The sequence below is a fragment of the Microvirga solisilvae genome (assembly GCF_022808595.1).
In the GTDB taxonomy this organism is placed as follows: Bacteria; Pseudomonadota; Alphaproteobacteria; order Rhizobiales; family Beijerinckiaceae; genus Microvirga; species Microvirga solisilvae.
In genome coordinates, this window is sequence record NZ_JAKUCN010000003.1 from 284,805 (window position 1) to 308,121 (window position 23,317).

General features: G+C 62.4%; 24 protein-coding genes. 10 read left to right on the top strand and 14 right to left on the bottom strand.

The window, feature by feature from the left end; genetic code table 11:
- The first annotated feature begins 316 nt into the window (after positions 1 to 316).
- From MJ639_RS08635 to MJ639_RS08645, 3 genes are all read left to right on the top strand, one after another.
- Positions 317 to 1,168, top strand: a complete 852-nt coding sequence (locus tag MJ639_RS08635) for a chorismate mutase (protein ID WP_243370368.1) — start codon at positions 317 to 319, stop codon at positions 1,166 to 1,168.
- Between the two features lie 113 nt (positions 1,169 to 1,281).
- On the top strand, positions 1,282 to 2,385 hold the full coding sequence (gene hisC / locus MJ639_RS08640) for a histidinol-phosphate transaminase (RefSeq protein WP_243370370.1): 1,104 nt from the start codon (positions 1,282 to 1,284) through the stop codon (positions 2,383 to 2,385).
- A complete protein-coding gene (locus tag MJ639_RS08645; protein WP_243370372.1) occupies positions 2,378 to 3,325 on the top strand; it encodes a prephenate/arogenate dehydrogenase family protein in 948 nt (315 codons plus the stop codon). The genes hisC and MJ639_RS08645 overlap by 8 nt, the downstream gene beginning before the upstream one ends.
- A 182-nt stretch (positions 3,326 to 3,507) precedes the next feature.
- Here MJ639_RS08645 and MJ639_RS08650 read toward each other — a convergent pair whose 3' ends face one another.
- The gene (locus tag MJ639_RS08650) at positions 3,508 to 4,554 is read right to left on the bottom strand and encodes a DUF2125 domain-containing protein (RefSeq protein WP_243370375.1); all 1,047 of its coding nucleotides are present in this window, start codon (positions 4,552 to 4,554) and stop codon (positions 3,508 to 3,510) included.
- Between the two features lie 126 nt (positions 4,555 to 4,680).
- On the opposite strand from MJ639_RS08650, the gene MJ639_RS08655 reads away from it, so the two are divergent.
- Complete coding sequence (locus MJ639_RS08655; protein WP_243370377.1) at positions 4,681 to 5,217, top strand: gamma-glutamylcyclotransferase; 537 nt, start codon at positions 4,681 to 4,683, stop codon at positions 5,215 to 5,217.
- Here the strand turns inward: MJ639_RS08655 and MJ639_RS08660 are convergent.
- The 3 genes from MJ639_RS08660 to MJ639_RS08670 all read right to left on the bottom strand — a co-directional run bounded on the left by MJ639_RS08660 (position 5,205) and on the right by MJ639_RS08670 (position 7,209).
- Positions 5,205 to 5,567 carry a hypothetical protein gene (locus MJ639_RS08660; RefSeq protein ID WP_243370379.1) on the bottom strand — a complete coding sequence of 121 codons (363 nt, stop codon included), beginning with the start codon at positions 5,565 to 5,567 and terminating at the stop codon, positions 5,205 to 5,207. The two genes, MJ639_RS08655 and MJ639_RS08660, sit on opposite strands and share 13 nt — an antisense overlap.
- A 134-nt stretch (positions 5,568 to 5,701) precedes the next feature.
- Positions 5,702 to 6,472, bottom strand: coding sequence for a lysophospholipid acyltransferase family protein (locus MJ639_RS08665; protein WP_243370381.1), 771 nt, complete (start codon positions 6,470 to 6,472; stop codon positions 5,702 to 5,704).
- Positions 6,473 to 6,549: 77 nt separating this feature from the next.
- Positions 6,550 to 7,209 carry a YdcF family protein gene (locus MJ639_RS08670; protein ID WP_243370383.1) on the bottom strand — a complete coding sequence of 220 codons (660 nt, stop codon included), beginning with the start codon at positions 7,207 to 7,209 and terminating at the stop codon, positions 6,550 to 6,552.
- Between MJ639_RS08670 and MJ639_RS08675 the strand changes: the two genes are divergently transcribed.
- Positions 7,208 to 7,387, top strand: coding sequence for a hypothetical protein (locus tag MJ639_RS08675; protein WP_243370390.1), 180 nt, complete (start codon positions 7,208 to 7,210; stop codon positions 7,385 to 7,387). The two genes, MJ639_RS08670 and MJ639_RS08675, sit on opposite strands and share 2 nt — an antisense overlap.
- Here the strand turns inward: MJ639_RS08675 and MJ639_RS08680 are convergent, their stop codons facing one another.
- Both MJ639_RS08680 and ftsE read right to left on the bottom strand, forming a co-directional pair.
- On the bottom strand, positions 7,388 to 8,377 hold the full coding sequence (locus tag MJ639_RS08680; RefSeq protein ID WP_423790769.1) for a cell division protein FtsX: 990 nt from the start codon (positions 8,375 to 8,377) through the stop codon (positions 7,388 to 7,390). It abuts the gene before it with no gap.
- Entirely contained in the window at positions 8,374 to 9,042 is a 669-nt protein-coding gene (gene ftsE / locus MJ639_RS08685) for a cell division ATP-binding protein FtsE (protein ID WP_243370908.1), read from the bottom strand. Before ftsE ends, MJ639_RS08680 begins: the two co-directional genes overlap by 4 nt.
- Before the next feature lie 309 nt (positions 9,043 to 9,351).
- On the opposite strand from ftsE, the gene hpt reads away from it, so the two are divergent.
- A complete protein-coding gene (gene hpt / locus MJ639_RS08690; protein WP_243370394.1) occupies positions 9,352 to 9,921 on the top strand; it encodes a hypoxanthine phosphoribosyltransferase in 570 nt (189 codons plus the stop codon).
- Positions 9,922 to 10,066: 145 nt separating this feature from the next.
- On the opposite strand, the gene MJ639_RS08695 is transcribed toward hpt, so the two are convergent.
- The gene (locus MJ639_RS08695; RefSeq protein ID WP_243370396.1) at positions 10,067 to 10,576 is read right to left on the bottom strand and encodes a TspO/MBR family protein; all 510 of its coding nucleotides are present in this window, start codon (positions 10,574 to 10,576) and stop codon (positions 10,067 to 10,069) included.
- Positions 10,577 to 10,649: 73 nt separating this feature from the next.
- Here MJ639_RS08695 and MJ639_RS08700 point away from each other — a divergent pair, with 73 nt between their 5' ends.
- From MJ639_RS08700 to MJ639_RS08710, 3 genes are all read left to right on the top strand, one after another.
- Entirely contained in the window at positions 10,650 to 11,804 is a 1,155-nt protein-coding gene (locus tag MJ639_RS08700) for a trans-sulfuration enzyme family protein (RefSeq protein WP_243370398.1), read from the top strand.
- A gap of 214 nt (positions 11,805 to 12,018) precedes the next feature.
- Positions 12,019 to 13,962, top strand: coding sequence for a bifunctional 2',3'-cyclic-nucleotide 2'-phosphodiesterase/3'-nucleotidase (locus tag MJ639_RS08705; protein WP_243370400.1), 1,944 nt, complete (start codon positions 12,019 to 12,021; stop codon positions 13,960 to 13,962).
- A 354-nt stretch (positions 13,963 to 14,316) separates the two neighbouring features.
- A complete protein-coding gene (locus tag MJ639_RS08710) occupies positions 14,317 to 14,955 on the top strand; it encodes a hypothetical protein (RefSeq protein WP_243370402.1) in 639 nt (212 codons plus the stop codon).
- 16 nt (positions 14,956 to 14,971) lie between these two features.
- Here MJ639_RS08710 and MJ639_RS08715 read toward each other — a convergent pair whose 3' ends face one another.
- The gene (locus tag MJ639_RS08715; protein WP_243370404.1) at positions 14,972 to 15,859 is read right to left on the bottom strand and encodes a YihY/virulence factor BrkB family protein; all 888 of its coding nucleotides are present in this window, start codon (positions 15,857 to 15,859) and stop codon (positions 14,972 to 14,974) included.
- Between the two features lie 164 nt (positions 15,860 to 16,023).
- The gene (locus MJ639_RS08720) at positions 16,024 to 17,703 is read right to left on the bottom strand and encodes a calcium-binding protein (protein WP_243370405.1); all 1,680 of its coding nucleotides are present in this window, start codon (positions 17,701 to 17,703) and stop codon (positions 16,024 to 16,026) included.
- Positions 17,704 to 18,033: 330 nt separating this feature from the next.
- Here MJ639_RS08720 and MJ639_RS08725 point away from each other — a divergent pair, with 330 nt between their 5' ends.
- Positions 18,034 to 18,900, top strand: coding sequence for a DMT family transporter (locus tag MJ639_RS08725; RefSeq protein WP_243370407.1), 867 nt, complete (start codon positions 18,034 to 18,036; stop codon positions 18,898 to 18,900).
- A 53-nt stretch (positions 18,901 to 18,953) separates the two neighbouring features.
- Here MJ639_RS08725 and MJ639_RS08730 read toward each other — a convergent pair whose 3' ends face one another.
- The 5 genes from MJ639_RS08730 to MJ639_RS08750 all read right to left on the bottom strand — a co-directional run bounded on the left by MJ639_RS08730 (position 18,954) and on the right by MJ639_RS08750 (position 23,308).
- A complete protein-coding gene (locus MJ639_RS08730) occupies positions 18,954 to 19,121 on the bottom strand; it encodes a hypothetical protein (RefSeq protein ID WP_243370409.1) in 168 nt (55 codons plus the stop codon).
- A gap of 111 nt (positions 19,122 to 19,232) precedes the next feature.
- Positions 19,233 to 20,321 carry a TRAP transporter substrate-binding protein gene (locus tag MJ639_RS08735; protein WP_243370411.1) on the bottom strand — a complete coding sequence of 363 codons (1,089 nt, stop codon included), beginning with the start codon at positions 20,319 to 20,321 and terminating at the stop codon, positions 19,233 to 19,235.
- Positions 20,322 to 20,501: 180 nt separating this feature from the next.
- Positions 20,502 to 21,116: a hypothetical protein gene (locus MJ639_RS08740; RefSeq protein ID WP_243370413.1), complete on the bottom strand. Its 615-nt coding sequence runs from the start codon at positions 21,114 to 21,116 to the stop codon at positions 20,502 to 20,504.
- A 102-nt stretch (positions 21,117 to 21,218) separates the two neighbouring features.
- On the bottom strand, positions 21,219 to 21,941 hold the full coding sequence (locus tag MJ639_RS08745) for a DUF4142 domain-containing protein (RefSeq protein WP_243370415.1): 723 nt from the start codon (positions 21,939 to 21,941) through the stop codon (positions 21,219 to 21,221).
- Positions 21,942 to 22,027: 86 nt separating this feature from the next.
- Positions 22,028 to 23,308, bottom strand: coding sequence for a glycoside hydrolase family 1 protein (locus tag MJ639_RS08750; protein ID WP_243370416.1), 1,281 nt, complete (start codon positions 23,306 to 23,308; stop codon positions 22,028 to 22,030).
- Positions 23,309 to 23,317 lie beyond the last annotated feature (9 nt).

The window sequence follows — 23,317 nt, forward strand, 5'->3', positions numbered from 1 at the left end:
CCAGGACAAGAAGGGTATAGCCCAGCTTAGGACCAAAGTCAAGAACAAAAGAGGAACATCTCTCACAGGGCGTCATCCCGGACGGCGCAGCCGAGCCGGGATCGCATGACGAGTGTGGCTCTGATCACCTCTCCCACTCGGGAGAGGGGAAAAACCCGCGCCATTCTCGTCATGCGATCCCGGGTTCTGCTGCGCAGCCCCGGGAGGACGCCCTGCTTGCTGCGTTACTTCCGTCTGACATGCTGTCCCCATCGCCGGGGATGACAAGCGGGTGCAAACGGGTCAAAGAAAGGCGCACCCTTTCAGGATCGAAGCCATGAGCACCGCAAAGCCCGTTTCGTCGAATCCCCCGGCCCTTGCCGAGCTGCGCCAGGAGATCGACCGTATCGACGAGGCGATGCACCGGCTGCTCATGGAGCGCGGCACCATCATCGACCGGCTGATCGAGTCCAAGAAGGCCTCGGAGACGGGGATCAGCTCGGCTTTCCGCCCAGGCCGCGAGGCTTCGATGATGCGGGCGCTGGCCGAGCGTCATCAGGGCCTGCTGCCTCTCGATACGGTGGAGAGCATCTGGCGGGTGATCATCGGCACCTTCACCTATGTGCAGTCCAATTACTCCGTGCACGCGGACGTGTCTGGCGGCGATGCGCCCATGCGCGACTCGGCCCGGTTCCATTTCGGCTTCACGGTGCCCTGCATCACCCATCCCAGCGCGGCTGCGGTGATCGAGGCCGTGGCGACATCAAGGGGCGATCTCGGCATCTTCCGTCTCGACCAGGGCGCGACCAGCGGCGCGTGGTGGCGCACGCTTGCCGAGAAGGATCGCCCGAAGGTCATCGCGCGCCTGCCCTTCATCGAGCGACCGGATCATCCTGCCGGAACCCCGGTCTTCGTGATCTCGAAGCCCCTGACCGACAACGCCGTGCGCGACGTGGTGCTCTATGCGGCCCAGTTCGAGCGCTGGCACAAGGGCGCGAACCAGGCGCTGATCCGCCTCGGCGGCGAGGTGGTGGCGAGCGCCGCCGATGCCAACGGCCTCTCCGAGCTCATCGCCGTGCCCGGCATCGTGGAAGCCTCGCGCCTGCAGCAGGAGCTGACGGAAGCGGGCGCGAGCCTCGCGCAGCTCGTCGAAGTCGGCAGCCATGCCGAACGTTTCCACGTGAAATGAGCGTGAAGCTGCGCTAGAGCATGTCCCGGCGAAGTGGAGACCGGTTCGCCGATGAGGATATGCTCCAAGCATAAAAGCCTCATCGAATTCTGCTTTTAGGAAGACTTAGAAAAATGTCCGTCCGTCCCCAGCCCCGTCCCGGCGTGATGCAGATCGACGCCTATGTGCCCGGCAAGAGCAAAGCCGCGGGGGTGTCGAAGGTCTATAAGCTCTCGTCCAACGAGACGCCGCTCGGCCCCTCGCCGAAGGCCATCGAGGCCGTGAAGACGTTCGACCATCTGGAGCTTTATCCGGACGGATCGGCCACGAAGCTTCGCGAGGCGATCGGCGCGAAATATGGGCTCGATCCGAACCGCATCGTCTGCGGCGCGGGCTCCGACGAATTGCTCACCTATCTCGCCAACACCTATGTGGGTCCGGGCGACGAAGGCATCTTCAGCGAGCACGGCTTCCTCGTCTATCGCATCGCGATCCTCGCCGCAGGCGGCACGCCCGTCGTTGCGCCGGAAAAGGATTTCCACGCGGATGTCGATGCGATCCTTGCACGTGTGACGGACAAGACGAAGATCGTGTTTCTCACGAATCCCAACAATCCGACCGGCACCTATATTCCCTTCGATGAGGTGAAGCGCCTGCATGCGGGCTTGCCCAAGCATGTAGTGCTGGTGCTCGATGCGGCCTATGCGGAATATGTGCGCCGCAACGATTACGAGGCGGGCCTCGAACTCGTCGCCACCGCCGAGAACGTGGTGATGACGCGCACCTTCTCGAAGATCTACGGCCTCGCCAATTTGCGCGTCGGCTGGATGGTCGCGCCCGCGCATATCGCGGATGCGGTGAACCGCGTGCGCGGACCCTTCAACATGAACGGCCCGGCCATGGCTGCCGGCATTGCCGCCGTGCAGGACGAGGAGCATGTGGCGAAGGCTTTCGCGCATAACGAGCAATGGCTCGCATGGCTCACGAAAGAGATCGAAGCGCTGGGGTTGAAGGTCACGCCGAGCGTCGCGAACTTCATGATGATTCATTTCCCTGAAACAGCGGGCAAGACCGCGAAGGACGCGGATGCGTTCCTTTCCAGCCGGGGCCTGATCCTGCGCCGCATCGATGCTTACGGGTTGCCGAATGCGCTGCGTCTCACGGTCGGCAGCGAGGAAGCAAACCGTCTCGTCGTCGAGGCTCTGCGTGATTTCGTGAAAGGCGGAAACAATGCCTGAGCGTCTCGGACCTCCTCTCGAAAAGCCTTTGTTCAACCGCGTCGCGCTGATCGGCCTCGGCCTCATCGGCTCGTCGATCGCACGCGCGGTGAAGCATCTCAATCTTGCAGGCACGCTCGTAGCCATCGACCGCAGCGAAGACGTTGTGGCGCGCGTGCGCGAATTGAAAATCGCCGATGAGGCGACCACCGATTTCGTGGCAGGCGTGAAAGATGCCGATCTCGTCGTGCTCTGCGTGCCGGTAGGCGTGTGCGGCACTGTCACGGAAGCGATGAAGGCGGGATTGAAGCCCGGCTGCATCGTGTCCGATGTGGGCTCAGTAAAAGCCTCAGTGATCGCGCAGGTGCAGCCGCATCTGCCGAAGGGCGTGCATTTTGTTCCCGCGCATCCCGTGGCGGGCACGGAGCATTCTGGTCCCGATGCAGGCTTTGCGACGCTTTTCCATAACCGCTGGTGCATTCTCACCCCGCCGGAAGGCGAGGATGAGCAGGCCGTCGAGCGCGTGCGCGAGTTCTGGTCCGCCATGGGTTCGAACGTGGAGATCATGGCGGCGCAGCATCATGATCTGGTGCTCGCGATCACGAGCCACGTGCCGCATCTCATCGCCTACAACATCGTGGGCACGGCGGCCGATCTCGAGACCGTCACGCAGGGCGAGGTGATCAAGTTCTCCGCCGGCGGTTTCCGCGACTTCACGCGCATCGCCGCGTCCGATCCCACCATGTGGCGCGACATCTTCCTGCACAACAAGGAAGCGGTGCTCGAAATGCTGGGCCGCCTCAACGAGGACATCGCGCTGCTTGCGCGCGCTATCCGCTGGGGCGAGGGCGACAAGCTGCACGATCTCTTCACCCGCACCCGCGCCATCCGCCGCGGCATCATCTCGTCGGGCCAGGAAACCGCGGAGCCCGATTTCGGGCGCCGCAAGGATCAGGCGTAAGTGCAGACCTTCGCCCAATTACCTCGACCTCATCCTGAGGAGGCGTGTCAGCGCCGTCTCGAAGGATGTTTCAGAGAGCACTGGAGCCTCCTTCGAGACGCAGACTGCGTCTGCTCCTCAGGATGAGGTGTGTGCGTGAGAGATCGGGATCACCGGCACGAGGCCGGTGATGACGTGCGCTATCAATACAACGGCTGCAGCTTCACGTTCGGGATCACGAACGGTCCCATGGCGAGGAAGCCGTTGTTGAGATTGAGCGGCGGAAGCGGCGTGAGTTGCGGCTTCGCGTTGTTGCCTTGAGCGCGCGGGTTCTGCCCGAACAGCGCGCCGAGCAAGGCCCCGCCCGCGCGATTGCCCGTGATGTTGCCGATGAGACCATCGAGACCCGAGGCGGCAAGATTGAGCTGGCCTGCGGGGCGATGCTGCTCGTCGAGCTGCAATTGTCCCTTCGCCTCGATGCGGCGCGGGCCTTTCGCGCCCGACAGCATCAGGATGTCGAGCGTGCCACCGGCCTTGCGCCAGCGCTCCAGTTCTTCCGCGAGCGGACGGCCCTGAAAACCGGCAGTCTGCGTAACCGTGACGTCGGCATTCAGATCCGTGGGTTCGCTGCCGCCGATCAGCTGATCGAGCATGGGGATGTTGGCTTGCGCGACAGATAAAGCGGCATCGTAGGCTTTCTCGGCGGCGCGAGACGGGTTGGGGCGCAGATGCAGTTCAAGCCGCTGGCCAGACGTGACAATCTCCTGCGGCAGCAATCCGGTTACGGTGAATTTCGGCGCAGTTGCGGCAGCGGAGAGACGCTGCAATCCGTTGGGCGCGGCATGGATGCTCGCCTGCATCAGATCCCATTGACCCTGCACGGTGACCTTGCCGTCGGTGACGCGCAGCGGTCCTTCGATCTCGGCGATCACGAGGCGCGGCTGATAGACCTGAGCCACGGCTTCCGTGCGCCCGAAGGAGGCGGTCACCGCGCCCTGCTTCAATTGCAGTGTGCCGCATACGATCTCGATGCGGAATGGATAGCCTGTGATGGTGCGGTCCGCGCAGGCCCATTGCCGGCCCCGCTGGGCTTCCTGGGCAAGCCATCCATCGAGGGCGTCCGCCGCGCGACCCCGAATGACGAACCAGGCGACGCTCCAGGCGATCGCCACGAGAAGCAGCAGGATGAAGGGCGTGTAGAGCCAGAAGCGGCTGCGGCGCGTGGTCTCGTGAAGGATGGCCTCGGCCATGCAAGATCTCCTGTTGTGCTGCTGCTTCGTAACTGGTAGCGCCCGATAGGAAAAGCGGTCTACGCTTTTGCGTGACAGGGCTGCTCCTTAAAAGGCAAAGCAGGCAAGGTTCGGGCACGGCAAACGATGACGGATGCGTCGGAGGATCTCTGGGTTTTCGGCTACGGCTCCCTCATGTGGAGGCCGGGCTTTCCGTTTGTCGAACGCCGCCATGCTCATGTCTTCGGCTATCGCCGCGCACTCTGCGTGCTCTCCCATGTGCATCGCGGAACCCCTGAGAATCCGGGCCTTGTGCTGGGCCTCGACCGGGGAGGGCGCTGCCATGGCGTTGCCTTCCGCGTGGCGCGCGAAGAGGCGCAGGCGACCATCCATTACCTGCGCGAGCGCGAGCAGGTGACGAGCGTCTATCTGGAACGGCACCTGCCTGCGCGGCTCGATGACGGGCGCGCGGTGACCGCCATCGGCTATGTGGCCGACCGCAAGCACGCGCAATATGCTGGTGATCTCTCCTTCGAGGAGGTGCTGGCTCTGGTGCGTCAGGGGCGAGGGATTTCCGGCGCGAATCCCGATTACGTGCGCTCGACCCACGAGCATCTCGTCGGCATGGGTGTGGTCGATCCGCTGATGCAGCGGATCGTCGAGGCGCTCGATCAGGAAGCCTGATCCGCGTTCTCGCGCAGATCCGCCAGGATTTCGCGGCGGCGCGCTTCCGTGTCGGCGAGGCGGTGGATGTGGAGTTCGGACGCGCCGCGCTCCTGCACCTTCTCGAGCCAGCGCGTGCGGGTCTCCTCGCTGGGCTCGTGTCCCGCAAGCACCGAATCGACCACGTGGCCGGTGCCGCCCGCATCGCGGCTCACGGCGAGGATGACCGCATCGGTGATGTCGAGAAGTTCGTTCAGATCGAGGGGATGAACGCCGACGATGTAGCGGCGGCCCGATTGGCCGCGCCATGAACTCAGGGTCGTGGAAGAAGAGCGAAGCCCGGCTGTCGCCCTCAAAGGTTCCTCGCGCACGCCAGCCCTCCGCATTCGGTCGTTGCGGAGATCCCGCATGGCCGTATTCCAGGATATGGTTCGTTTGTTCGCCATATGTTCTTATATGTAAGAACGGCGAGCCGAGCCGTCAAGGTCCGGAAAGCTTAGCTATATCAGATATTTGTCGCGGTCGTGGCAGGGGTTGGCGGCGAATCGCCCAGGCCCAGCTCGCGCTTGCCCTCCGCGAGCAGCCGGTTCGACGATTCCTCGATCTGCTCCTGCATGAGACGGAAGAATTCCTCCCGTGGCAGGCCGGGAGCGATCGGGTCGAGAATTTCGATCCGGATCGTGCCGGGACGGCGGATGAACTGGCGGCGCGGCCAGTAGAGACCGGAATTCAGGCCCACCGGAATGCAGGGAAAGCCGAGATTCTGATAGAGATGCGCCACGCCGTATTTATAGGCCGCAGGCGCTCCCGGCGGGCGGCGCGTGCCCTCGGGAAAGATGATGATCTGGCGGCCGTGCTGGGCCTCGTCCTTCGCCTTGGCGGTCATCTGCACGAGGGCCGAGGAGCCCGCCTTGCGGTTCACCGGCACGCAATCGGCCTTGCGCAAATACCAGCCGAAGAACGGAATCCACATCAGCTCCCGCTTCAGGATGAAGGTGGGGTCGTCGAACAAGGTGAGAAGGGCGAAGGTCTCCCACAACGACTGGTGCTTGGCGGCGACCAGGGCCCCGCCTTCCGGGATCTTCTCCCGCCCCCGCACCTCGATCTTCGTTCCGGCCACAACCCGCAGCAGCCAGAGGGATAGGTGGGCCCAGGTCTGGACCATCCTGATGAAGGTTTTGCGCGGCATCACAACGCCCGGGATCAGCAGGATCAGCCACAGGACGAGGTGGGCGTAGAAGACGGTATTGAAGAGCAGGGAGCGAACGAACAGCATGGCTTCGTGAGAAAAAGGAAAAGCGGAGCGCAGGGCTCCGCGGGCCGGGTCACCTTAGAGGGTTTGGGGCCCGGACTCTAGCGCAAGGTGGCGGTCGCTTCCTGGCTCGGTGCGCCGCCGCTGATGATGGCGGCGACCGGGGAGCTTTCCGGGTCGTTCTCGAAGCGGGTGCGCAGCCAGACGGCCAGGAATTTCAGGTATTCGGTCGCCAGCACCTTGGCGGTGGCGGGATTGTGCCACCAATCGTGCGGGTCGATGGTGGCCGCGACCGCATAGGGAATCTTCTGCAGGTTGGGGAGCGCGTGGTCGAGCTCCGTCAGCATGCGCGGCATGTGGTAGTTCGAGGTAACGACGATGATGGTGTCGAAGCCGTGCCGGTCGGCCCAGCGGCGGGTCTCGATGGCGTTGCCGATGGTGTTGCGGGCCCGGTAATCCAAGTCCACGCAGCAATCGAAGAGCTGGCGCTGTCCGGGATTGAGGCGGGAAATCTGCTCGCGGCTGGTTCTCTCGTTCACGCCCGAAATCAGGAGCCGCTTAGCATAGCCCTTGGCCAGAAGGTCGATGGCGTCGCCGATGCGCTGCGCGCCGCCGGTCATGGCCACGATGCCGTCGGCACGGGTCTCGGGCGGATGCTCGATGCGGTCGATGCTGTAGACGAAGCCCAGAAAGCCGAAAAAACCGAGGATGCAGAGCGCGGCCACGCTCCAGAAACCGGCGCTCAGGATGCGTCGGGCCATGGATCTCCTTGCCGGAAACGGCTGCGCGCCATGCATCGTCCAGCCCCAGCCCAAGGCTTCAGCGGGTTCCGTGGCGCTCGGGTTCGCCCAACTCTGCGTCTGCGAGGTCATCGAGGGCGATGATACGTTGGAATGCGGCAATGGAGAGGCAGCCCTGGTTGTCCACAATCATGGATGATCAACCATTATCGTTAAGAAAACGTCTCACGGTCAGGCGGGACACGATGCCTGTGATCAGCGCCACCAGGAGCGCGATGAGGATCACCACCAGATAGCCGGTCCAGCTGATGCTGAAGGCCCCGAACAGGGCTTCGATCTGGTCGCCTGCCGGGCTCGCGCGCCAGGAGCGGGTGATCAGGCCGAGAACGATGGTGAGTACAAGCGCCGCGCCGGCCCCGATGGCGCTGCCGCGCAGGCCGAGCTTGAAGAAGCGGCGCTGAAACTCCTTGGCGATGAAATCGTCGTTCGCGCCCACGAAGTGCAGAATATCCACCACTTCCTTGTTGCCGGCCATGGCCCCGCGCGTGGCGAAGATCACGGCCAGGCCCGCCGCCACGAGCACCAGCGTCACCAGGAAGATGCCGGTGGCGATGATGGTGTTGGCCATGGTGGAAAGCCGCGAGACCCAGAGCGCGTGATCATCGAGGGATGCTCCCGGCACGTCCCGCTGCAGGCTCTGGCGCAAGGGGCCGAAATCGGGCCGCACGTCTTCGCTCAGCTTGATCACGATGAGGCGCGGAACGGGCAGATCCTTGAAATCGAGGCCGGTGCCGAGCCAGGGCTCCAGCAGGCGCTCGGATTCTTCCTTGGTGAAGGGCTGCGCTTCTTCCACGCCCGGCGTCTGGCGGGCCAGCACCGTCGCGCGCGCCACGTCGTCTTCCATGGAGCGCTGCGGATTGGGACGGATCTGGATCGTCACCTCGCGGGCGATTTCCGAGCGCCATTGCGCGGAACTCGTCGCCACCAGCTCCGCGCCACCCGCGCAGAGGGCTGCAAGGAAGGTGAGGATCGCGATGACGGCGGCGAGCGCCTGTCCGCCTGCGGAATCCACGGGCACGAGAGGCGCATTGCGGCTCAAGGAGGCAGGCAGCGAACGCTTCTCGCCGCCCTGCGGCTTTTGCGGCGCAACCTTCCTGAGGCGGGGTTGGGGCGCGTTCATCCGGCTCATTCGTCGATATGCAGCCGCCCGTCGCCGAGCACGAGGCGGCGCACGTTGAGCTGGTCCATGAGGCTGAAATCGTGGGTGGCGATCACCACCGAGGTTCCGAGCCGGTTGAGTTCGATGAAGAGGCGCAGGAGACGCTTGGCGAGCGACGGGTCCACGTTGCCGGTGGGCTCGTCGGCGAGCAGAAGGTCGGGCCGCACGATAAGGGCGCGGGCAATCGCCGCGCGCTGCTTCTCACCGCCGGAGAGCACGGGCGGCAGCATGTGCATGCGGTCGCCGAGGCCGACCCAGCGCAGGAGCTCCACCACCTCGGCACGGTAGCTCGCCTCGTCCTTGCCCTGGACGCGCAAGGGGAGAGCCACGTTCTCATAGGTGGTGAGGTGGTCGAGCAGGCGGAAATCCTGGAACACCACGCCCATGCGGCGGCGAAGGCCGGTGAGCTCGTTCTTCGAGATCCGCGAGACGTTCTCGCCGAAGAGGGAGATCAGGCCGCGCGTCGGCTTGACCGAGAGAAGGATGAGCCGGAGCAGCGTGGTCTTGCCCGCGCCCGAGGGGCCGGTGAGGAACTGGAACGAGTTCGGCTCGATGGAGAAGGTGAGGTCGCGCAGGACCTCGGGCCCCATGCCGTAGCGCACGCCCACATTCTCGAAGCGCACGGACGGAGCCATGCCTTCATCGAAATCCTCATCGTAATGGTGGGCTCTCACGTCGGCCTGGATCCTCCTGGAGGGTTTTAGGGAGCCGGCTGGCGGCGATTCGCCCCTGTTATCGCCCCGGTATGGTTAGCAAGCCATAAACTTGCCGGAGCCCCACAGGAAGCGAGGCGGTCGGGGAACATTGCCGCAGGATCGCTGCCCGAAGGCCGAACCACCGCTTTTGCCGGAAAAACGCATGAACTTCGTTTGACTTCCACGCGCCGCCATGGTCGTGAAAGAAGGACCTTTCAGTAGCTTTTTTCTTATCTGGACAGACCGACGATGACTGCTTCCCACCGTATTCGGGTTCTCTTCGACGAGGACGCTATCGCCAAGCGCAACGAGGCCATGGCGCAGGACATCGTGAAATCCAAGCCTGAGAACCTGCTGGTCGTCGCGGTCCTCAAGGGAAGCTTCATGTTCGCGGCGGACCTGCTGCGCGCCCTGCATCGGGTCGGCCTCGAGCCGCAGGTGGAGTTCGTGCATCTCTCCAGTTATCTCGACGGCACGGTCTCCACCGGCAACGTCACGATCCTGCGCGACGTGGAAAGCGACGTGCGCGGCCGCGACGTGCTTCTGGTCGACGACATTCTCGAATCCGGCCGCACGGTCACCTTCGCCAAGGACCTGCTCATGGCCCGCGGCGCCAAGAGCGTGAAGACCGCCGTTCTGCTGGAAAAGCCCGGCAAGCGCGCCGTGCAGATCGAGCCGGATTACGTGGGCTTTACCTGCCCGGACGTGTTCGTGATCGGCTACGGCATGGATGTCGCCCATTCCTACCGCCAGCTGCCCTTCGTCGGCGTCCTCGACCGCCACGACACGAATCCGGACCTGTTCGACAAGCCGGAATAAGGGTGCTTCACATCACTCTGCCCTCATCCTGAGGAGGTCGCGTGAGCGACCGTCTCGAAGGAAGTTCCAGAGTGCTCTGGAGACGCCTCGCCCTTCGAGACGGACCTGACGGCCCTCCTCAGGGTGAGGCTGTGATGTGTTCGAGTTATCCGTTCAGCTGCCAGATCGAGCCGTTGAGCAGGGTCGCGTAAGAGACCCAGGCGAGATACGGCACGAGAAGCCATGCGGCGATGCGGTCGAGTTTCCAGAAGGCGACGATCGTCGCGAGGATCGCCACGATCAGGGTGGCGATGACGACAAGGCCCATGAGCGGGCTCTGTGCGCCGAAGAAGGCGAAGGACCAGGCTGAGTTCAGCGCGAGCTGCACGAAGAAGAGAGCCACCGCCCCTGTGCGCCCGGGCGTGCTTTTCGGCAGAGACAGGATGCGCCAGAGCGCATAGGCCATCAGCGCGTAGAGCGTGGTCCAGACAGGCCCAAAGACCCAGTTCGGCGGATTGAAGGAGGGTTTCTCAAGTCCGGCATACCAGGTCGGGATCTTGGCGCGGGTGACGAGGCCGCCCGCGACGCTCACCGCCACCACCGGCAGGACTGCGATCAGGAACCGCAGGAAGGGCGGCGTTGCATGGCTGCCCGGCATAGTTTGGTCTGTCGGCATGGCTGAAATCCCTTTAAAGACGGCCTGTCTTATAAACCTGTGACCTCAACAGTCACGCTTCTCGGAGGTTCCCATGTCGTCGTCGCGTCTCCCCTGGTCGAAGCGCAGCCTGACCGCTCAGGCGATGGGGCATGTGGACCCGATCACGAAAGCGGTGGTGCCGCCGATCCATGTGGCGACCACCTATATCCGCGACGAGGACAACGCCTATTCCTCCGGTTACGTCTATGGCCGTCCCGACAATGCCACCATCCGCGAGGCGGAAGAGGTGCTGGCGATGCTGGAAGAGGCGGAAGCCGGCGCGCTTCTCTTCTCCTCCGGCATGGCGGCGGCGACCGCCGTGTTCCAGGCGTTGAACCCCGGCGATCACATCGTGGCCTCCAAGGTCATGTACTGGGCCTTGCGCAACTGGCTGATGACGGAAGCCGTGCGCTGGGGCCTTCAGGTCGATTTCGTGGAGACGGACGATCTCGATGCCCTTGCCAAGGCCGTCGTGCCGGGCCGCACCAAGCTCGTCTGGGTCGAGACGCCCTCCAACCCGCTCTGGACCATCACCGATATCGCGGCCGTGGCCGAGATCGCGCACGCGGCGGGAGCACGGCTCGCGGTCGATTCCACCACGGCCTCGCCGGTTCATACCCGCCCGCTGAAGCTCGGCGCGGATATCGTAATGCATGCGGCGACCAAGGTGCTCAACGGTCATTCCGACGTGGTGGCTGGCGCGCTCGCAGGCGCGAAGGCCGATGAGTTCTGGGCGCGGATCGTCTCGATCCGCAAGATGCAGGGCGCGATCCTCGGCCCCTTCGAGGCTTACTTGCTGATGCGCGGCATGCGCACGCTCCATGTGCGAACAGCAGCGCAGGCGAAATCGGCGCTCGATCTCGCGCAGCGCTTCTCCGTGCATCCCAAGGTGGCGCGGGTGCTCTATCCCGGCCTGCCGCAGCATCCAGGACACGACATCGCCGCCCGGCAGATGGAGGGCGGCTTCGGCTACATGCTCTCAATCCAGGTGACGGGCGGCGAGAAGGCTGCGATTGCGACCGCCGCGAAGGTCGGCCTGTGGAAAAGGGCAACATCTCTCGGCGGCGTCGAGAGCCTGATCGAGCACCGCGCCTCCATCGAGGGACCCGGAACGCCTTGCCCGCCCGACCTTCTGCGGCTCTCCACCGGCATCGAGGACGTAGAAGACCTCTATCGCGACCTCGACGAAGCATTGCGGGCGTCGTGACACCCACGTCATCCCGGACGGAGCGTAGCGAAGATCCGGGATCGTGAGCCGAATAAAGCGCCATTCTCGTCTTGCGATCCCGGGTTCTGCTGCGCAGCCCCGGGATGACGCTTGTCAACAGCGGAATACTCGTTGAGCCGGCTATCTTGATCCTGTCATAAAAGATGTGCTCTCCTCTGGTTAAGGAACAACGTTCCATCCAGAGGAAGCTGTCATGACACTGATCACCCGCCGCCGCATTCTTCAGACCGGCGTCGCCGCCGCCGCTCTCACGAGCCTGCCGCATCTCGCCATGGGCCAGGCCAATCCCGTGGTGAAGCTGCGCATCATGGAAACCACCGATCTCCATGTGAACATCTTCCCCTACGATTACTATCGCGACGCTCCCGACGACACGGTGGGTCTCGCGCGCACCGCGACGATCGTGAAGGCCGCGCGCTCCGAGGCCAAGAACAGCCTGCTCTTCGATAACGGCGACATCATCCAGGGCTCGCCGCTCGGCGATTACGTGTCCTATCGCAAGGGCATGAAGAAGGGCGACGTGCATCCCATCGTCGCCGCGATGAACACCCTTTCCTACGATTGCGGCACACTCGGCAATCACGAGTTCAATTACGGTCTGGAGTTCCTGCAGAACGCCATGGGCGCTGCGAAATTCCCGGTGGTCTGCGCCAACGCGATCAAGTCCGACGGACAGACCCTCTACAAGCCGTGGCTCATCCTCGACCGCGAGGTGACGGATGAGAGCGGTGCCAAGCAGAAACTGAAGGTCGGCGTGATCGGCTTCGTGCCGCCGCAGATCGTGCAATGGGACAAGGCGCATCTCGACGGCAAGGTGACCACCATCGACATCGTCGACGCCGCCAACAAGCATGTGCCTGAGCTGAAGAAGGCCGGTGCCGACATCGTCGTGGCGCTCTGCCATTCCGGCATCGCAGGCGGCGAGCGTAAAGGCGGCGAGGAGAATGCGGCGCTGCATCTCGCGAAGGTCGACGGCATCGATGTGATCCTCACCGGCCACCAGCACTTCGTGTTCCCCGGCGGCAAGGAGTTCAATAACATCCCCGGCGTCGATGTTCAGAAGGGCACGCTGCACGGTAAGCCCGCCGTCATGGCCGGCTTCTGGGGCAGCCATCTCGGCCTTATCGATCTCGATCTGACGAAGGACGGCAATGCGTGGAAGGTTGCGAATTTCCGCACCGAAGCACGCTCGATTTACGACCGCGTCGACCGCAAGATCGTCGCGAAGGTGGATTCGGAAGCAGGTGTGATCGCCGCCGTGCAGGCCGATCACGATGCCACGCTCAAATACGTGCGCGAGCCCGTAGGCAAGACGGCTGTGCCGATCCATTCCTACTTCTCGCTCGTGTCGGACGATGCGTCTGTGAAGCTCGTCGCCGAGGCGCAGTCCTGGTACGTGGCCGATCAGCTGAAAGCATCTGCCTTCAAGGACCTGCCGATCCTCTCGGCGGCGGCTCCGTTCAAGGCCGGCGGACGCGGCGGCGCGAACTACTTCACGGACATCAAGCCCGGCCCGCTCGCCATCAAGGACATGGCGGATATCTACATCTATCCGAACACGATCCGCGTGGTGAAGATCACCGGCGCGCAGGTGCGCGAATGGCTGGAGCGCTCGGCGGGCGTCTACAACCAGATCGACCCGGCGAAGGGCGGCGAGCAGGAGCTCATCAACCAAAAATTCCCGGCCTACAACTTCGACGTCATCGCAGGCGTGCAGTACAAGATCGATCCCACGCAGGCCTCGCGCTATGACGACAACGGCAAGGTCGTGAATGCCGATGCGCACCGCATCAAGGACCTGTCCTATAACGGCAAGCCCGTGACGGACGATCAGCAGTTCCTCGTGGTGACGAACAATTACCGCGCGGGCGGCGGCGGCAACTTCCCCGGCGCCGACGGCACCACCATCGTGTTCGAGGCGCCCGATCTCACCCGCGATGCGATCATGCGCTTCATCGTCGAGAAGAAGGAAGTGGCACCGAAGGCCGATGGCTCCTGGTCGCTCGCCGTGCCGTCTGGCGTCACCATGACCTTCACCACCGGCCCGAATGCCGCCGCCTATCAGCCGGCCGGCATCAAGGTCGAGAAGATGGGCGACGCTCCGGAAGGCTTCGTGAAATACAAAATCGTCGGCTGATCATTTTTTCAGTTGTCGAAAATCGAAGCGGCCGGGCTTGTCAGTCCGGCCGCTTTTTCATGTGACGCGTCGTTTTGTCCCTCAAGCATAGAAACGTTAGTTTTCTAAAGGCTTTGGTGCTTTGTAAGTATATTTGCCTGAAGATAATATTCTTTGATGCTTATTGGTGCATCAATGTCACGGCATGGCAGTTTAGTCTTTGTTAAAAGAATCTCGTTCGAATGTCATTACTGACTAAACGTATTTTAAGATTAAATTCTTTTATGAGCTATGCTTTATCCATGCCGAAAAATAGCAGCCTTGCTGTCCTGTATTCTATTTTCCGCGCCAGCCGCTCAAGCCTTTGACGGGAGTGTGGAAGGGATCAGCGAGACGCAATCCTGGCGGATCGAGGATGCCATTGTCCGGCGCCCTGAAGCGTCCACTCGCTCCTCGTCACTTGAACGCGTGCAGACCTGGGCGAGCGGCGTTTCCGCAACGAGCCGCGCAGCCTTCACACCTTCCGATACCGGCAAGACCTTTGGCGCCAAGATGCAACCCTTCCAGGACTGGAACATCATGATCGGCACGGAGATGACTCGCAGCGGCAACGAGAGCGGCTTTCTCGGCTCGAAGGCCATGTGGGAGTCGTTCTGGTCGCAGGATGTGAGGGAGATGGGAGGCCTCAAGATCGGCCTGTCGACGGTGGGTTCGGTCGACAATGCGCAGACCGATTATCTCCAATCCTTCAGTGGCCGATTGAATGTTCCGCTGGATGTTCCCCTGACCGCCTGGAATGTGGAATTCCGGGTTTCGCCGAGCATGAATGTGGACGTTTCCAACGGGGCGCTTCATTCGAACCTTTTGTCCGAGATCATGGGCGAGAAGGTGCTTAGTTCCCGTACGGATGCGTTCCGGTCCACCATCAATGTCTCGGTCGGCTACAGCCTCGCGCCGGAGGCGCGGCCGGCGGCATCAGCCAGGCTCGAATTCAGACTCTCGCCGAATCTCTGATCCGTTCGAACATTGATCAGGGAAGCGTGATCACGTCGGCCATTTCCGGTTGAGGCTCCTTCCCCAATCGCCTCTGCTTCGCCGCGAGAATGGTGCCGTTCAACTCGCCGCCGAAGAGAAAGATCGCGCCGAGCGTATAGAGGAAGATCAGCGCCACCATGGCCGTTGCCAGGCCGCCATAGGTGGAGGCGTAGGCGCCCGGATAATAATCGAGATACCAGCTGAAGCCGAAGCCGCCGAGGAGCCACAGGAACAGCGTCACGCCGACGCCCGGCAGTACCGAGCGGAGACTGCGCCGTCCCGCCGGAACGAGCTTGTGGGCGAAGACCAGTCCGAGCACGATGATGAGCGTGGCGACACCCACCCGCAGGAACCCGACGAGCGCATCGAAAGGCTGCAGGGCCGGAACCCAGCGCAGGACACCGCGCCAGATGAAGGGGCCGAGAACGACGAGCAACGCGATGGCCATCAACACGAAGGCGCCGCCGATCACGAAGGCGATGGATTCCAGGCGCGTGAGCCACCAGGCCCGGGTCTCGCGCACGTTATAGGCGCGGTTGAGCCCCACCCGCAGGCTCTCCACGCCACTGGACGCAAAGTAGAGGGTCAGCACCACGCCCAGGGTGACCACGTCGCTGCGGCGACCGGTGAGAATGTTGTGCACCTCGCCCGCGATGGGGCCCGCGATCTCCTGCGGCCAGGCTTCGAGAATGAGATCGGCGACCTCGTCGGCGAGGGTCCCGGTGCCGAAGACGCTCGCCAGCGCCGTGACCAGGATGAGAAAGGGAAAGAAGGACGTGAGAACCGACAGCGCGATATGGCTCGCGATCGCCCAGGCATCGTGCAGCACGAAGCGGTTCAGGGTGATGACGACGAGTTCGAGATAAAGGCGCAGGCGTTTCAAAGGTCGGCTCCAGGACGCCAAAGATGGTGCGGCGGGTGGGTCGAGAAGGCAAGGGAGGACAAGAGAGATAACCGTCCAGCTTTGAATGGCCGCCATTGCCGAATGTTCCAACAAAAAAGGCCTCCTGGAGGAGGCCTTTTCTGTGTTGTGAACGGTTGATCGCCTTAGATGACGAAGAACTCGGCGTAGTTCATCTTCAGGCCCTTGGCCATGGTGGCGATGAGAACCTGCTTGGACGAACCGGTGCCGTCGGCATCATAGTAGAGATAGCCCTTGGTCGCATCGTAGATGATGCGGTCGTTGGAATCATGGGCCTTGGCACCTTTCCAGAAGGCAGAGGAGGCCAGCTTCTTCGGGCTCGTGGGCGTGCCGGAGCCGAGCTTGGTGAAGTACCTGTTGTCGAGCTGGATCGAGTCATAGGCGACGTTGTAGTCGGCGATCTTGTCCACGTTCGACGAGGTGGCCGCCGTGGTGAACTGGAAGATGTCCTTGCCCGAACCGCCGTAGAGCACGTCCTTGCCGGTGTAGCCGTTGATCTTGTTGTTGCCGGAGTTGCCCTTGATGACGTTGGCGAGCGTATTGCCGGTCAGATTGATCGCGGAGGAGCCGGCGCCGTAGAGGTTTTCGACGTAGTTGGCCAAGTTGCAGCTGACATAGCTGTAGACAGTGTCGACGCCGCCGGTGGAGGTTTCCACCACACGATCGCTGGCATCATGGATGTAGTAAACATCGTTGCCGCGTCCGCCTGCCATGTAATCGGCACCCGTGAGGCCGTTGATGACATTGTTGGCTTCGTTGCCGATGATGGTGTTAGCGAGGTTGTTGCCGGTTAGGCGAACGGCATTCCACTTGCCTGCGATGGCCGTGAGGTTCTCGACATGCGCCGTCAGCGTGTAGTTGTAGGTCGTGTAGACGAGGTCAGTTCCCTCGTTCTCCTTTTCAATGACGATATCGACATAGTTATTGATGTTCTCGTCGACATAATAGATGTCATTGCCGCCTGCGCCGGCCAGGGTGTCTACAGCCGTGCCACCATTGACCTGCTTGCCACCGTCGAGCACGTTGGCTACGTCGTTGCCGGTGATCTTGTCAGCCCATTTCGTGCCGATCACGTTCTCGATGGAGATCAGCTTGTCGCCTCTGGCATGATTGGTGGTTTCCAACCCGGCTTGAATCCCATCTACAGCGCCCAGGTCGATGACCACGTTCCAGGAATCAGAGTAGCTGTATGACACGGTATCGATGCCGTCTCCGCCATCGATTGTATCGGCGCCTGTCGACCCCTGAAGCAGATCATTGCCGTCGCCGCCTTCGATCTTGTTGTCCTCGCCCGAGCCAGTGATGGTGTCGTTGAAGCTGGAGCCGACAATGTTCTCAATACCCTGGACGGTGTCGCCCAAAGCATCGCCGATGCCTGTTTCGAAATAGCCGATATTGATCCGAATTGCGCTGGTGGCCGTCTGGTAGCTGATCGTATCGATGCCGGCACCACCATAGAACGTATCGGCGCCAGCGCCGCCGATGAAGAAGTTGTCCGCGCCATTGCCGTAGAATTTGTCTGCGCCCGACGTGCCTTCGATGCCATCGATCGAATCGCCATAGGTATCGCCGGCCGCCCAGCCTGTGGAGACTGCGCCGTCGCTGTTGGTCGCGCCTGGGCCAGGCAGAACCACGATGACAGGGCCGGTTGCGTCCTTGTACGAAACGAGATCGAAGTCGGCGGCGGTGCCTACGAAGTTATCGGCCCCAGCCGTCGCATCATGGATGGTCATCACAGGAATGATGGCTGCCAGGGTGCTCGGAGCAAGGGTGTTCTGGGCAAGGGTGTATTTTTTCGTCGTCATCGGAGTATCTCGCTAAGGGTTTGAATGGGCTTCGGTTCGAGCGACGCCAAGGGCGCTTTCTCGGGGCGGGAGCCCGCGCAAAAGCCCGGAATCCCTTTGGGTAATGAAACTGCGAATCGTCATAAACGATATATTCTTACCTATTCGTAACGTAACCTGCCCTGCAAGCCCTTATTTTCCCAAGCTCTGCCGTCAATGTGCCAATGCGCACATCGGCCGCAGGCTTATCCGCAGAAAGCCGCCCTCGACAGGGAAGGCCGGGGAATGGCACAAGGTCACGCCTCGGGAAAAACGAGGCTTCCCCCTCATCATTGCCCGGCCCGCCCGCTCATGTCCTCGTCCCCGCTCGCCCGCCTTGCTCCGCCGCTCTTCGTCGTCATCTGGGCTACAGGCTTCATCGTGGCCCGGACGGTCGCGCCCTATGCCGATCCCCTGACCTTCCTGCTGGTCCGATACCTTCTGGCGCTCGCGGTGCTGAGTGTGATCGTCCTGGCTGTTCAGGCCCCCTGGCCGCGCAACGGGCGGGAATGGGTCAATGGCATGATCGCCGGGGCGCTTCTGCACGGGTGCTATCTCGGCGGGGTGTTCTGGTCCGTGAAGCATGGGCTTCCGGCTGGCATCTCCGCCCTGGTGGCGGGATTGCAGCCTCTTGTGACGGGCGCGCTCGCTGGGCCCTTGTTGGGAGAAAAGGTCTCCGCTCGGCGCTGGGCCGGGATCGGCCTCGGCTTTCTCGGCGCCGCGCTCGTGGTGGCCCCGAAGCTCGGCGATGGCGGAGTGCCGGCTTTCCCGCTTCTGATCTGCGTGCTCGGCATGATCTCGATCACCTTCGGCACGATCTGGCAGAAACGCGCCGGGAGCGCGCAGGATCTGCGGGTGAACGCCTTCGTGCAATATATCGGCGCCACCCTCGTGACCCTGCCGATGGTTCTGCTCACGGAGGAGGGGCGGCTCGAATGGACGTGGCCGCTCATCGGCGGCATGGCCTGGGCGGTGCTGGGCCTGTCCATCGGCGCCATCGGCCTGCTGCTCTTCCTCATCCGGCAAGGCGCGGTCGTCGGCGTGGCGACGCTGCTCTATCTCGTGCCGCCGGTGGCGGCCCTCATGGCCTTCGCGCTGTTCGGCGAATCCTTGAGCCTCATCCAGATGGCGGGCATGGCCTGCGCGGCGCTGGGCGTTGCGGTGGCAAGCCGCAGCTGACATGCAAAAGGCCCCAGGAGGGAGCCTGGGGCCCGCATGTGAGGCAATGAAACTTACTTCGTGATCTTCACGGAAACCGGGTCGCTTGCCGGGAAGGTTTCTTCCACGCCCTCGTCCAGTTTTTCGTCGAGGGACTTCTTGGAATTCTCTGGCAGCTTGTCGTCCTTGCGCTCGGGCTTGTCGGCGGACTTGTCCTTGTTGTGCATCTTGTCGTTCTTCATGCTCTGTCTCCAGGGCTTGCGATGGACGTCTGACAAGACAACGCGTGAGGACAAGCTTCGATCCCGCAAAAGAAAGGGGGCGGTGTTCTGCACCGCCCCCTCTCGTGATCCTCAGCGCTGGCCCTGCTGTTGGTTGACGAAGAAGTCGAAGGGCAATTCCGCGATGCGGAACCAGGTCAGCTCCTTCTCGCGGAACGCGTTCCAGGAATCGTAGACCTTCTTGAACTTCGCATTGGAGGCAGCGATCTCGTTGTAGAGCTTGAAGGCTTCCTTGTAGCTCTGCTCCATCACATCGCGCGGGAAGGGACGCAGCTGCACGCCCTGGCCCACGAGGCGGCGGATGGCTTCCGCATTCTGCGCATCGTATTTCGCCACGCACATGGCGTTGGCTTCCGCGCAGGCGGCTTCGAGGATGGCCTTGTAATGGGCAGGCAGCTCGTTCCACTTTGGCATGTTCACATAAAGCGAGGGCTGAGCGCCGCCTTCCCAGAAGCCCGGATAATAGTAGTACTTCGCCACCTTCACGAAGCCGAGCTTCTCGTCGTCATGGGGGCCGGAGAACTCCACGGCGTCGAGTGTGCCGCGCTCCAGCGCCGGATAGATGTCGCCCGCGCCGAGCACCTGGGGCACCACGCCGAGCTTCTGCATGATCTGGCCGCCCATGCCGGCGATGCGCATCTTCAGGCCCTGCAGATCAGCGATGGAGTTGATCTCCTTGCGGAACCAGCCGCCCATCTGCGCGCCGGTCTGGCCTGCGGGAATCGGGAAGATGTTATAATCCTTCATGAACTCGCGCATCAGGTCGAGGCCGCCGCCGTAATACATCCAGGCATTGTGCTGACGCACGTTCATGCCCCACGGCACCGAGGTGTCGAACATGAAGGTTGGGTCCTTGCCGATGAAGAAGCTCGACAGGGTGTAGGAGCACTCAATGGTGCCGTTCTGCGTGGCGTCGAGGGTCTGAAGCGCACCGACGATCTCGCCTGCCGCAAAGGTCTGGATCTGGAATTTGTTGTCGGTGGCGGCAGCGACCCGCTTGGAGATCATCTCGCCCGCGCCGAACAGAGTATCGAGGCTCTTGGGATAGGCGGATGCCATGCGCCAGCGGATTTCCGGATTGGCTTGCGCGATGGCGGGAGAGGCAACAGCGCCCGCCGCTGCTGCGAGACCGGCGCCTTTGAGAACTTTTCTTCTATCCATGAGCGTTTCCTCGACCGTTTTATGTTGTTACTGCCATCAATGCATAAAGCGGGAGGTGATGCGCTGTCACTTCGCCTTCCGTCGAGGAAGATATGCATGATGTGATGTAGGGCTATGCAAACAAATCATCCCGGCCCAGCTTGCGCCGACCGGGATGACAAAGTTGCAAAAAGGAAAAGGTCAGCGTTCCTCGCTGCCGCCTTTCGACAACGAACGCTGCTCTTGTCCGCCATCGGCGCGCGCGGAGCGCTTTGGCGGTTTCTCGTCGGCGGTAGACGAAGTAGATTTGCCGCCCGACTGGCTAGCTGTGGGTTGACCACGCACAAGCGTGCCTTTGGGCACATCCACCGCAGTGCCGGGTGCGGGCATGCGCTTGCGGGACGTAGCGCCGCCGCTCATGCCGGAGGGTCCCGCCTCGGAATCCGTTTGTGCCGAGCGTGGCGCGGGACTCTTGTTCGCCGTCGTGGAAATGCCTTCCGCGATCTCTTCGTTGGACAACGTAAAGCCGGCCTCGTCGTCTTCCTCCTCCGGCACCTCCTTGAAGGAGCGGATGCCGGCCTTGGAGCCGCTTGCCACACGTCCGTCATCCACGTGATCGATGTCGAGATCGGGATCGAGCTTCTTCGTGGCACCCATCACGCCGGTAGCCTTGGCCGCCGCGCGCTTGGTGTTGCCGACGCTGTTGCGCTGGGTCGGGCCTGCGATGAAATCATCACCGCCTTCATCCTGCGCCAATTCGTTCAGCACCTCGTCGACCGGAGGTTCCGGGGGATTTCCGCGCTTGTCTCGCGCCATCGCATATTCCTCTTCTTGATGTCTCGTCGTTCCTGAAAAGCAACGACCTTTGAAAAGAGGGGTTCCGGCTCCGCGTGAGGCAAACAAGCGGAGCCGGATGTTTTAGCGTCCGAGCTCTTTCTGGATCACGTCGAGCATCGCAAGATGCTCCTGGATCTGGCCGCGCGCGAGCTTGGCGATGTTCGTCATCTCGCGATTGCCGGAGCTGCGAATCTGGTCTTCCTGCAGCTTCAGCAGACGCTGATGTCCCTGGATCTGCAGATTGACGTAGTCGCGATCGAAGGCGGCGCCTGCCTGTGCTTTCGACAGGCGCTCCATCGCAGCGGAATCCTCCTGCGACAATTCGGGAGCCGTCGACGCGGCAGCCTTGGCGCCCGTGCTGGTCGATGCGGTGGCTGCAGGATCGGCGAAGCTATGCAGAATGTCGGTGAGATTGTTCTGCTCGCCGATTTCGAATTGCGCGAATTGCTTCACGCGCGGATTCTGCGCCTTGGACAAAGCGAAGTTCGATTGCTGCAGCGAGACCGTGCTGAGCGCCAGCGCCTGCTGAATGTATTGCCTGTCGGCCTGCGATTGTTGCTGGCCTTGAGCTGCCGGTGCGCTGTTGGCTTGGCCCTGGCGTAGGGGCGTCTGCGTATCCTGCGGCGCGCCGCCCTGCTGCGTGCGCTGCTGACGTTGTTCCGCACCCTGGCCGAGTGCCGAGTTGGGATTCGTCTCGGTGGGCTGCGGCGTGACGGGAAAGGAGGGCGCCTGATTCTGCTGCGCGAAAACGGGAAGAGCAAAGGCAACGGCGATGCCGGCAATTGCGATGTGTCTGGCGGACATGGAGTTCTCCTGCAAGGATCCGTGGTGACGAACGTTTGCGGAAAGGTTTTGTTCGTCATGCGATCCGCGCCGGAGAAGCGGAGCAATCAGCACCAATCCTTGTCGGAGGTGACATTCATGCGCTCCGCAGCTCTCTTGATGTCGGAAAGGTCGACGGGGTCACTGAAGGGGTCCTCATCAAGCACCGTGACCCGGTTCAGGGTCTTCTGCCATTTGCGCAACTCGTCGATATAAGGCTGATAGGGTACGCGCTTGAGCGTGCCGTTTTCTTCCACGAGATCGCACAGGCCGTTGTGAAGCCACTCGCCCGTGTGCCAATCCGGCATGTCGACAGCAGGAAAGAGGCAGACGCCGTGCAGGTCGATGCCCTTGCGCACGGCTGCGAGCGATTCCTCCACGATGTCGCACAGCCAGTCGGGGCGTCCTTCGCGCAGGCCGCTGGTTTCGCCCACGATCATCGGCCGCCGATAGCGCTCCCAGGCATAGCTTAAAAGGTCGCCGAGAGGGCGGATGCGTTCGTCGTGCGGTTCGAGCGACGCGTGCGGACCATGCTCGCGATATTCCATCTGTCCGAACGAGTAGCAATTGACGCCAACGATATCGAGAACCTCCGGCGAGCCGCCGAGTTCGGGGTGGCGCAGGCCTGCAATCACGTCCCAGGCGAAGAACGTATCCTCATAGGTTTCCCGATCCGCTTCGTCCCGAAGATCGGGCCTGTCACGCGGCGCAACGACCAGGATCAGCGGATCGATGTGAACCATGCGCGCTTGCGTGTCCACTTCACGGATCGCCTTCACGGCTGCAATGTCGGCGCGGCACAAGGCGAGACGTAATTGCCGCCGCTGCTGATCCGTATTGCCGAACGGCGCCGTCCAGCCCCATTCGCCGCCCATGAAGGCGAAGAAGGTGATTTCGTTGATGGGCGTGAAGAAATGCGGGCCATGAATCCGCGCCGTCACGTATTCAGCGGCGGCGCGCGCGTAAGCTGCGAAACGCTGCGTGAAATCGTCCGCGAAGGGATCGACATCGTCAGGATAACCATAATGGCAAAGATCCCAGACCGGCAGGATCTGGCACCGGTTCATCGCATCGATGAAAGGATCGAGGCAGGAGAAATCATATTGCCCAGCTTTGTCCACGAATGGCCAAGGTATGCCCTGGCGTGCGACCGCGATGCCCAGCGAACGAAGAAAGGCATAATCCTCCTCCACATGCTCGCGGTGCTGGGTTTCCGCGATGAGGTCGCGTCGTCCCTTGTCCTTCCAGATGAAGGTGGAGCACTCGAAGCCTGAGAGAAAGAACGTGGGAAAGATGCCAGGCCCGCTGGTCGCGGGAGAACCTGTTGCGGGCTGTATCATCCTGTGCAAGGTTGATAA

Coding starts and splice junctions, on each gene's coding strand:
- MJ639_RS08720 (WP_243370405.1), bottom strand. CDS start 17,703: ATGACGACGAAAAAATACACCCTTGCCCAGAACACCCTTGCTCCGAGC.
- MJ639_RS08680 (WP_423790769.1), bottom strand. CDS start 8,377: ATGAGCCGGATGAACGCGCCCCAACCCCGCCTCAGGAAGGTTGCGCCG.
- MJ639_RS08635 (WP_243370368.1), top strand. CDS start 317: ATGAGCACCGCAAAGCCCGTTTCGTCGAATCCCCCGGCCCTTGCCGAG.
- MJ639_RS08645 (WP_243370372.1), top strand. CDS start 2,378: ATGCCTGAGCGTCTCGGACCTCCTCTCGAAAAGCCTTTGTTCAACCGC.
- MJ639_RS08700 (WP_243370398.1), top strand. CDS start 10,650: ATGTCGTCGTCGCGTCTCCCCTGGTCGAAGCGCAGCCTGACCGCTCAG.
- MJ639_RS08745 (WP_243370415.1), bottom strand. CDS start 21,941: ATGTCCGCCAGACACATCGCAATTGCCGGCATCGCCGTTGCCTTTGCT.
- MJ639_RS08695 (WP_243370396.1), bottom strand. CDS start 10,576: ATGCCGACAGACCAAACTATGCCGGGCAGCCATGCAACGCCGCCCTTC.
- MJ639_RS08650 (WP_243370375.1), bottom strand. CDS start 4,554: ATGGCCGAGGCCATCCTTCACGAGACCACGCGCCGCAGCCGCTTCTGG.
- hpt (WP_243370394.1), top strand. CDS start 9,352: ATGACTGCTTCCCACCGTATTCGGGTTCTCTTCGACGAGGACGCTATC.
- MJ639_RS08725 (WP_243370407.1), top strand. CDS start 18,034: ATGTCCTCGTCCCCGCTCGCCCGCCTTGCTCCGCCGCTCTTCGTCGTC.
- MJ639_RS08665 (WP_243370381.1), bottom strand. CDS start 6,472: ATGCTGTTCGTTCGCTCCCTGCTCTTCAATACCGTCTTCTACGCCCAC.
- MJ639_RS08730 (WP_243370409.1), bottom strand. CDS start 19,121: ATGAAGAACGACAAGATGCACAACAAGGACAAGTCCGCCGACAAGCCC.
- ftsE (WP_243370908.1), bottom strand. CDS start 9,042: ATGGCTCCGTCCGTGCGCTTCGAGAATGTGGGCGTGCGCTACGGCATG.
- hisC (WP_243370370.1), top strand. CDS start 1,282: ATGTCCGTCCGTCCCCAGCCCCGTCCCGGCGTGATGCAGATCGACGCC.
- MJ639_RS08705 (WP_243370400.1), top strand. CDS start 12,019: ATGACACTGATCACCCGCCGCCGCATTCTTCAGACCGGCGTCGCCGCC.
- MJ639_RS08740 (WP_243370413.1), bottom strand. CDS start 21,116: ATGGCGCGAGACAAGCGCGGAAATCCCCCGGAACCTCCGGTCGACGAG.
- MJ639_RS08670 (WP_243370383.1), bottom strand. CDS start 7,209: ATGGCCCGACGCATCCTGAGCGCCGGTTTCTGGAGCGTGGCCGCGCTC.
- MJ639_RS08675 (WP_243370390.1), top strand. CDS start 7,208: ATGGATCTCCTTGCCGGAAACGGCTGCGCGCCATGCATCGTCCAGCCC.
- MJ639_RS08655 (WP_243370377.1), top strand. CDS start 4,681: ATGACGGATGCGTCGGAGGATCTCTGGGTTTTCGGCTACGGCTCCCTC.
- MJ639_RS08735 (WP_243370411.1), bottom strand. CDS start 20,321: ATGGATAGAAGAAAAGTTCTCAAAGGCGCCGGTCTCGCAGCAGCGGCG.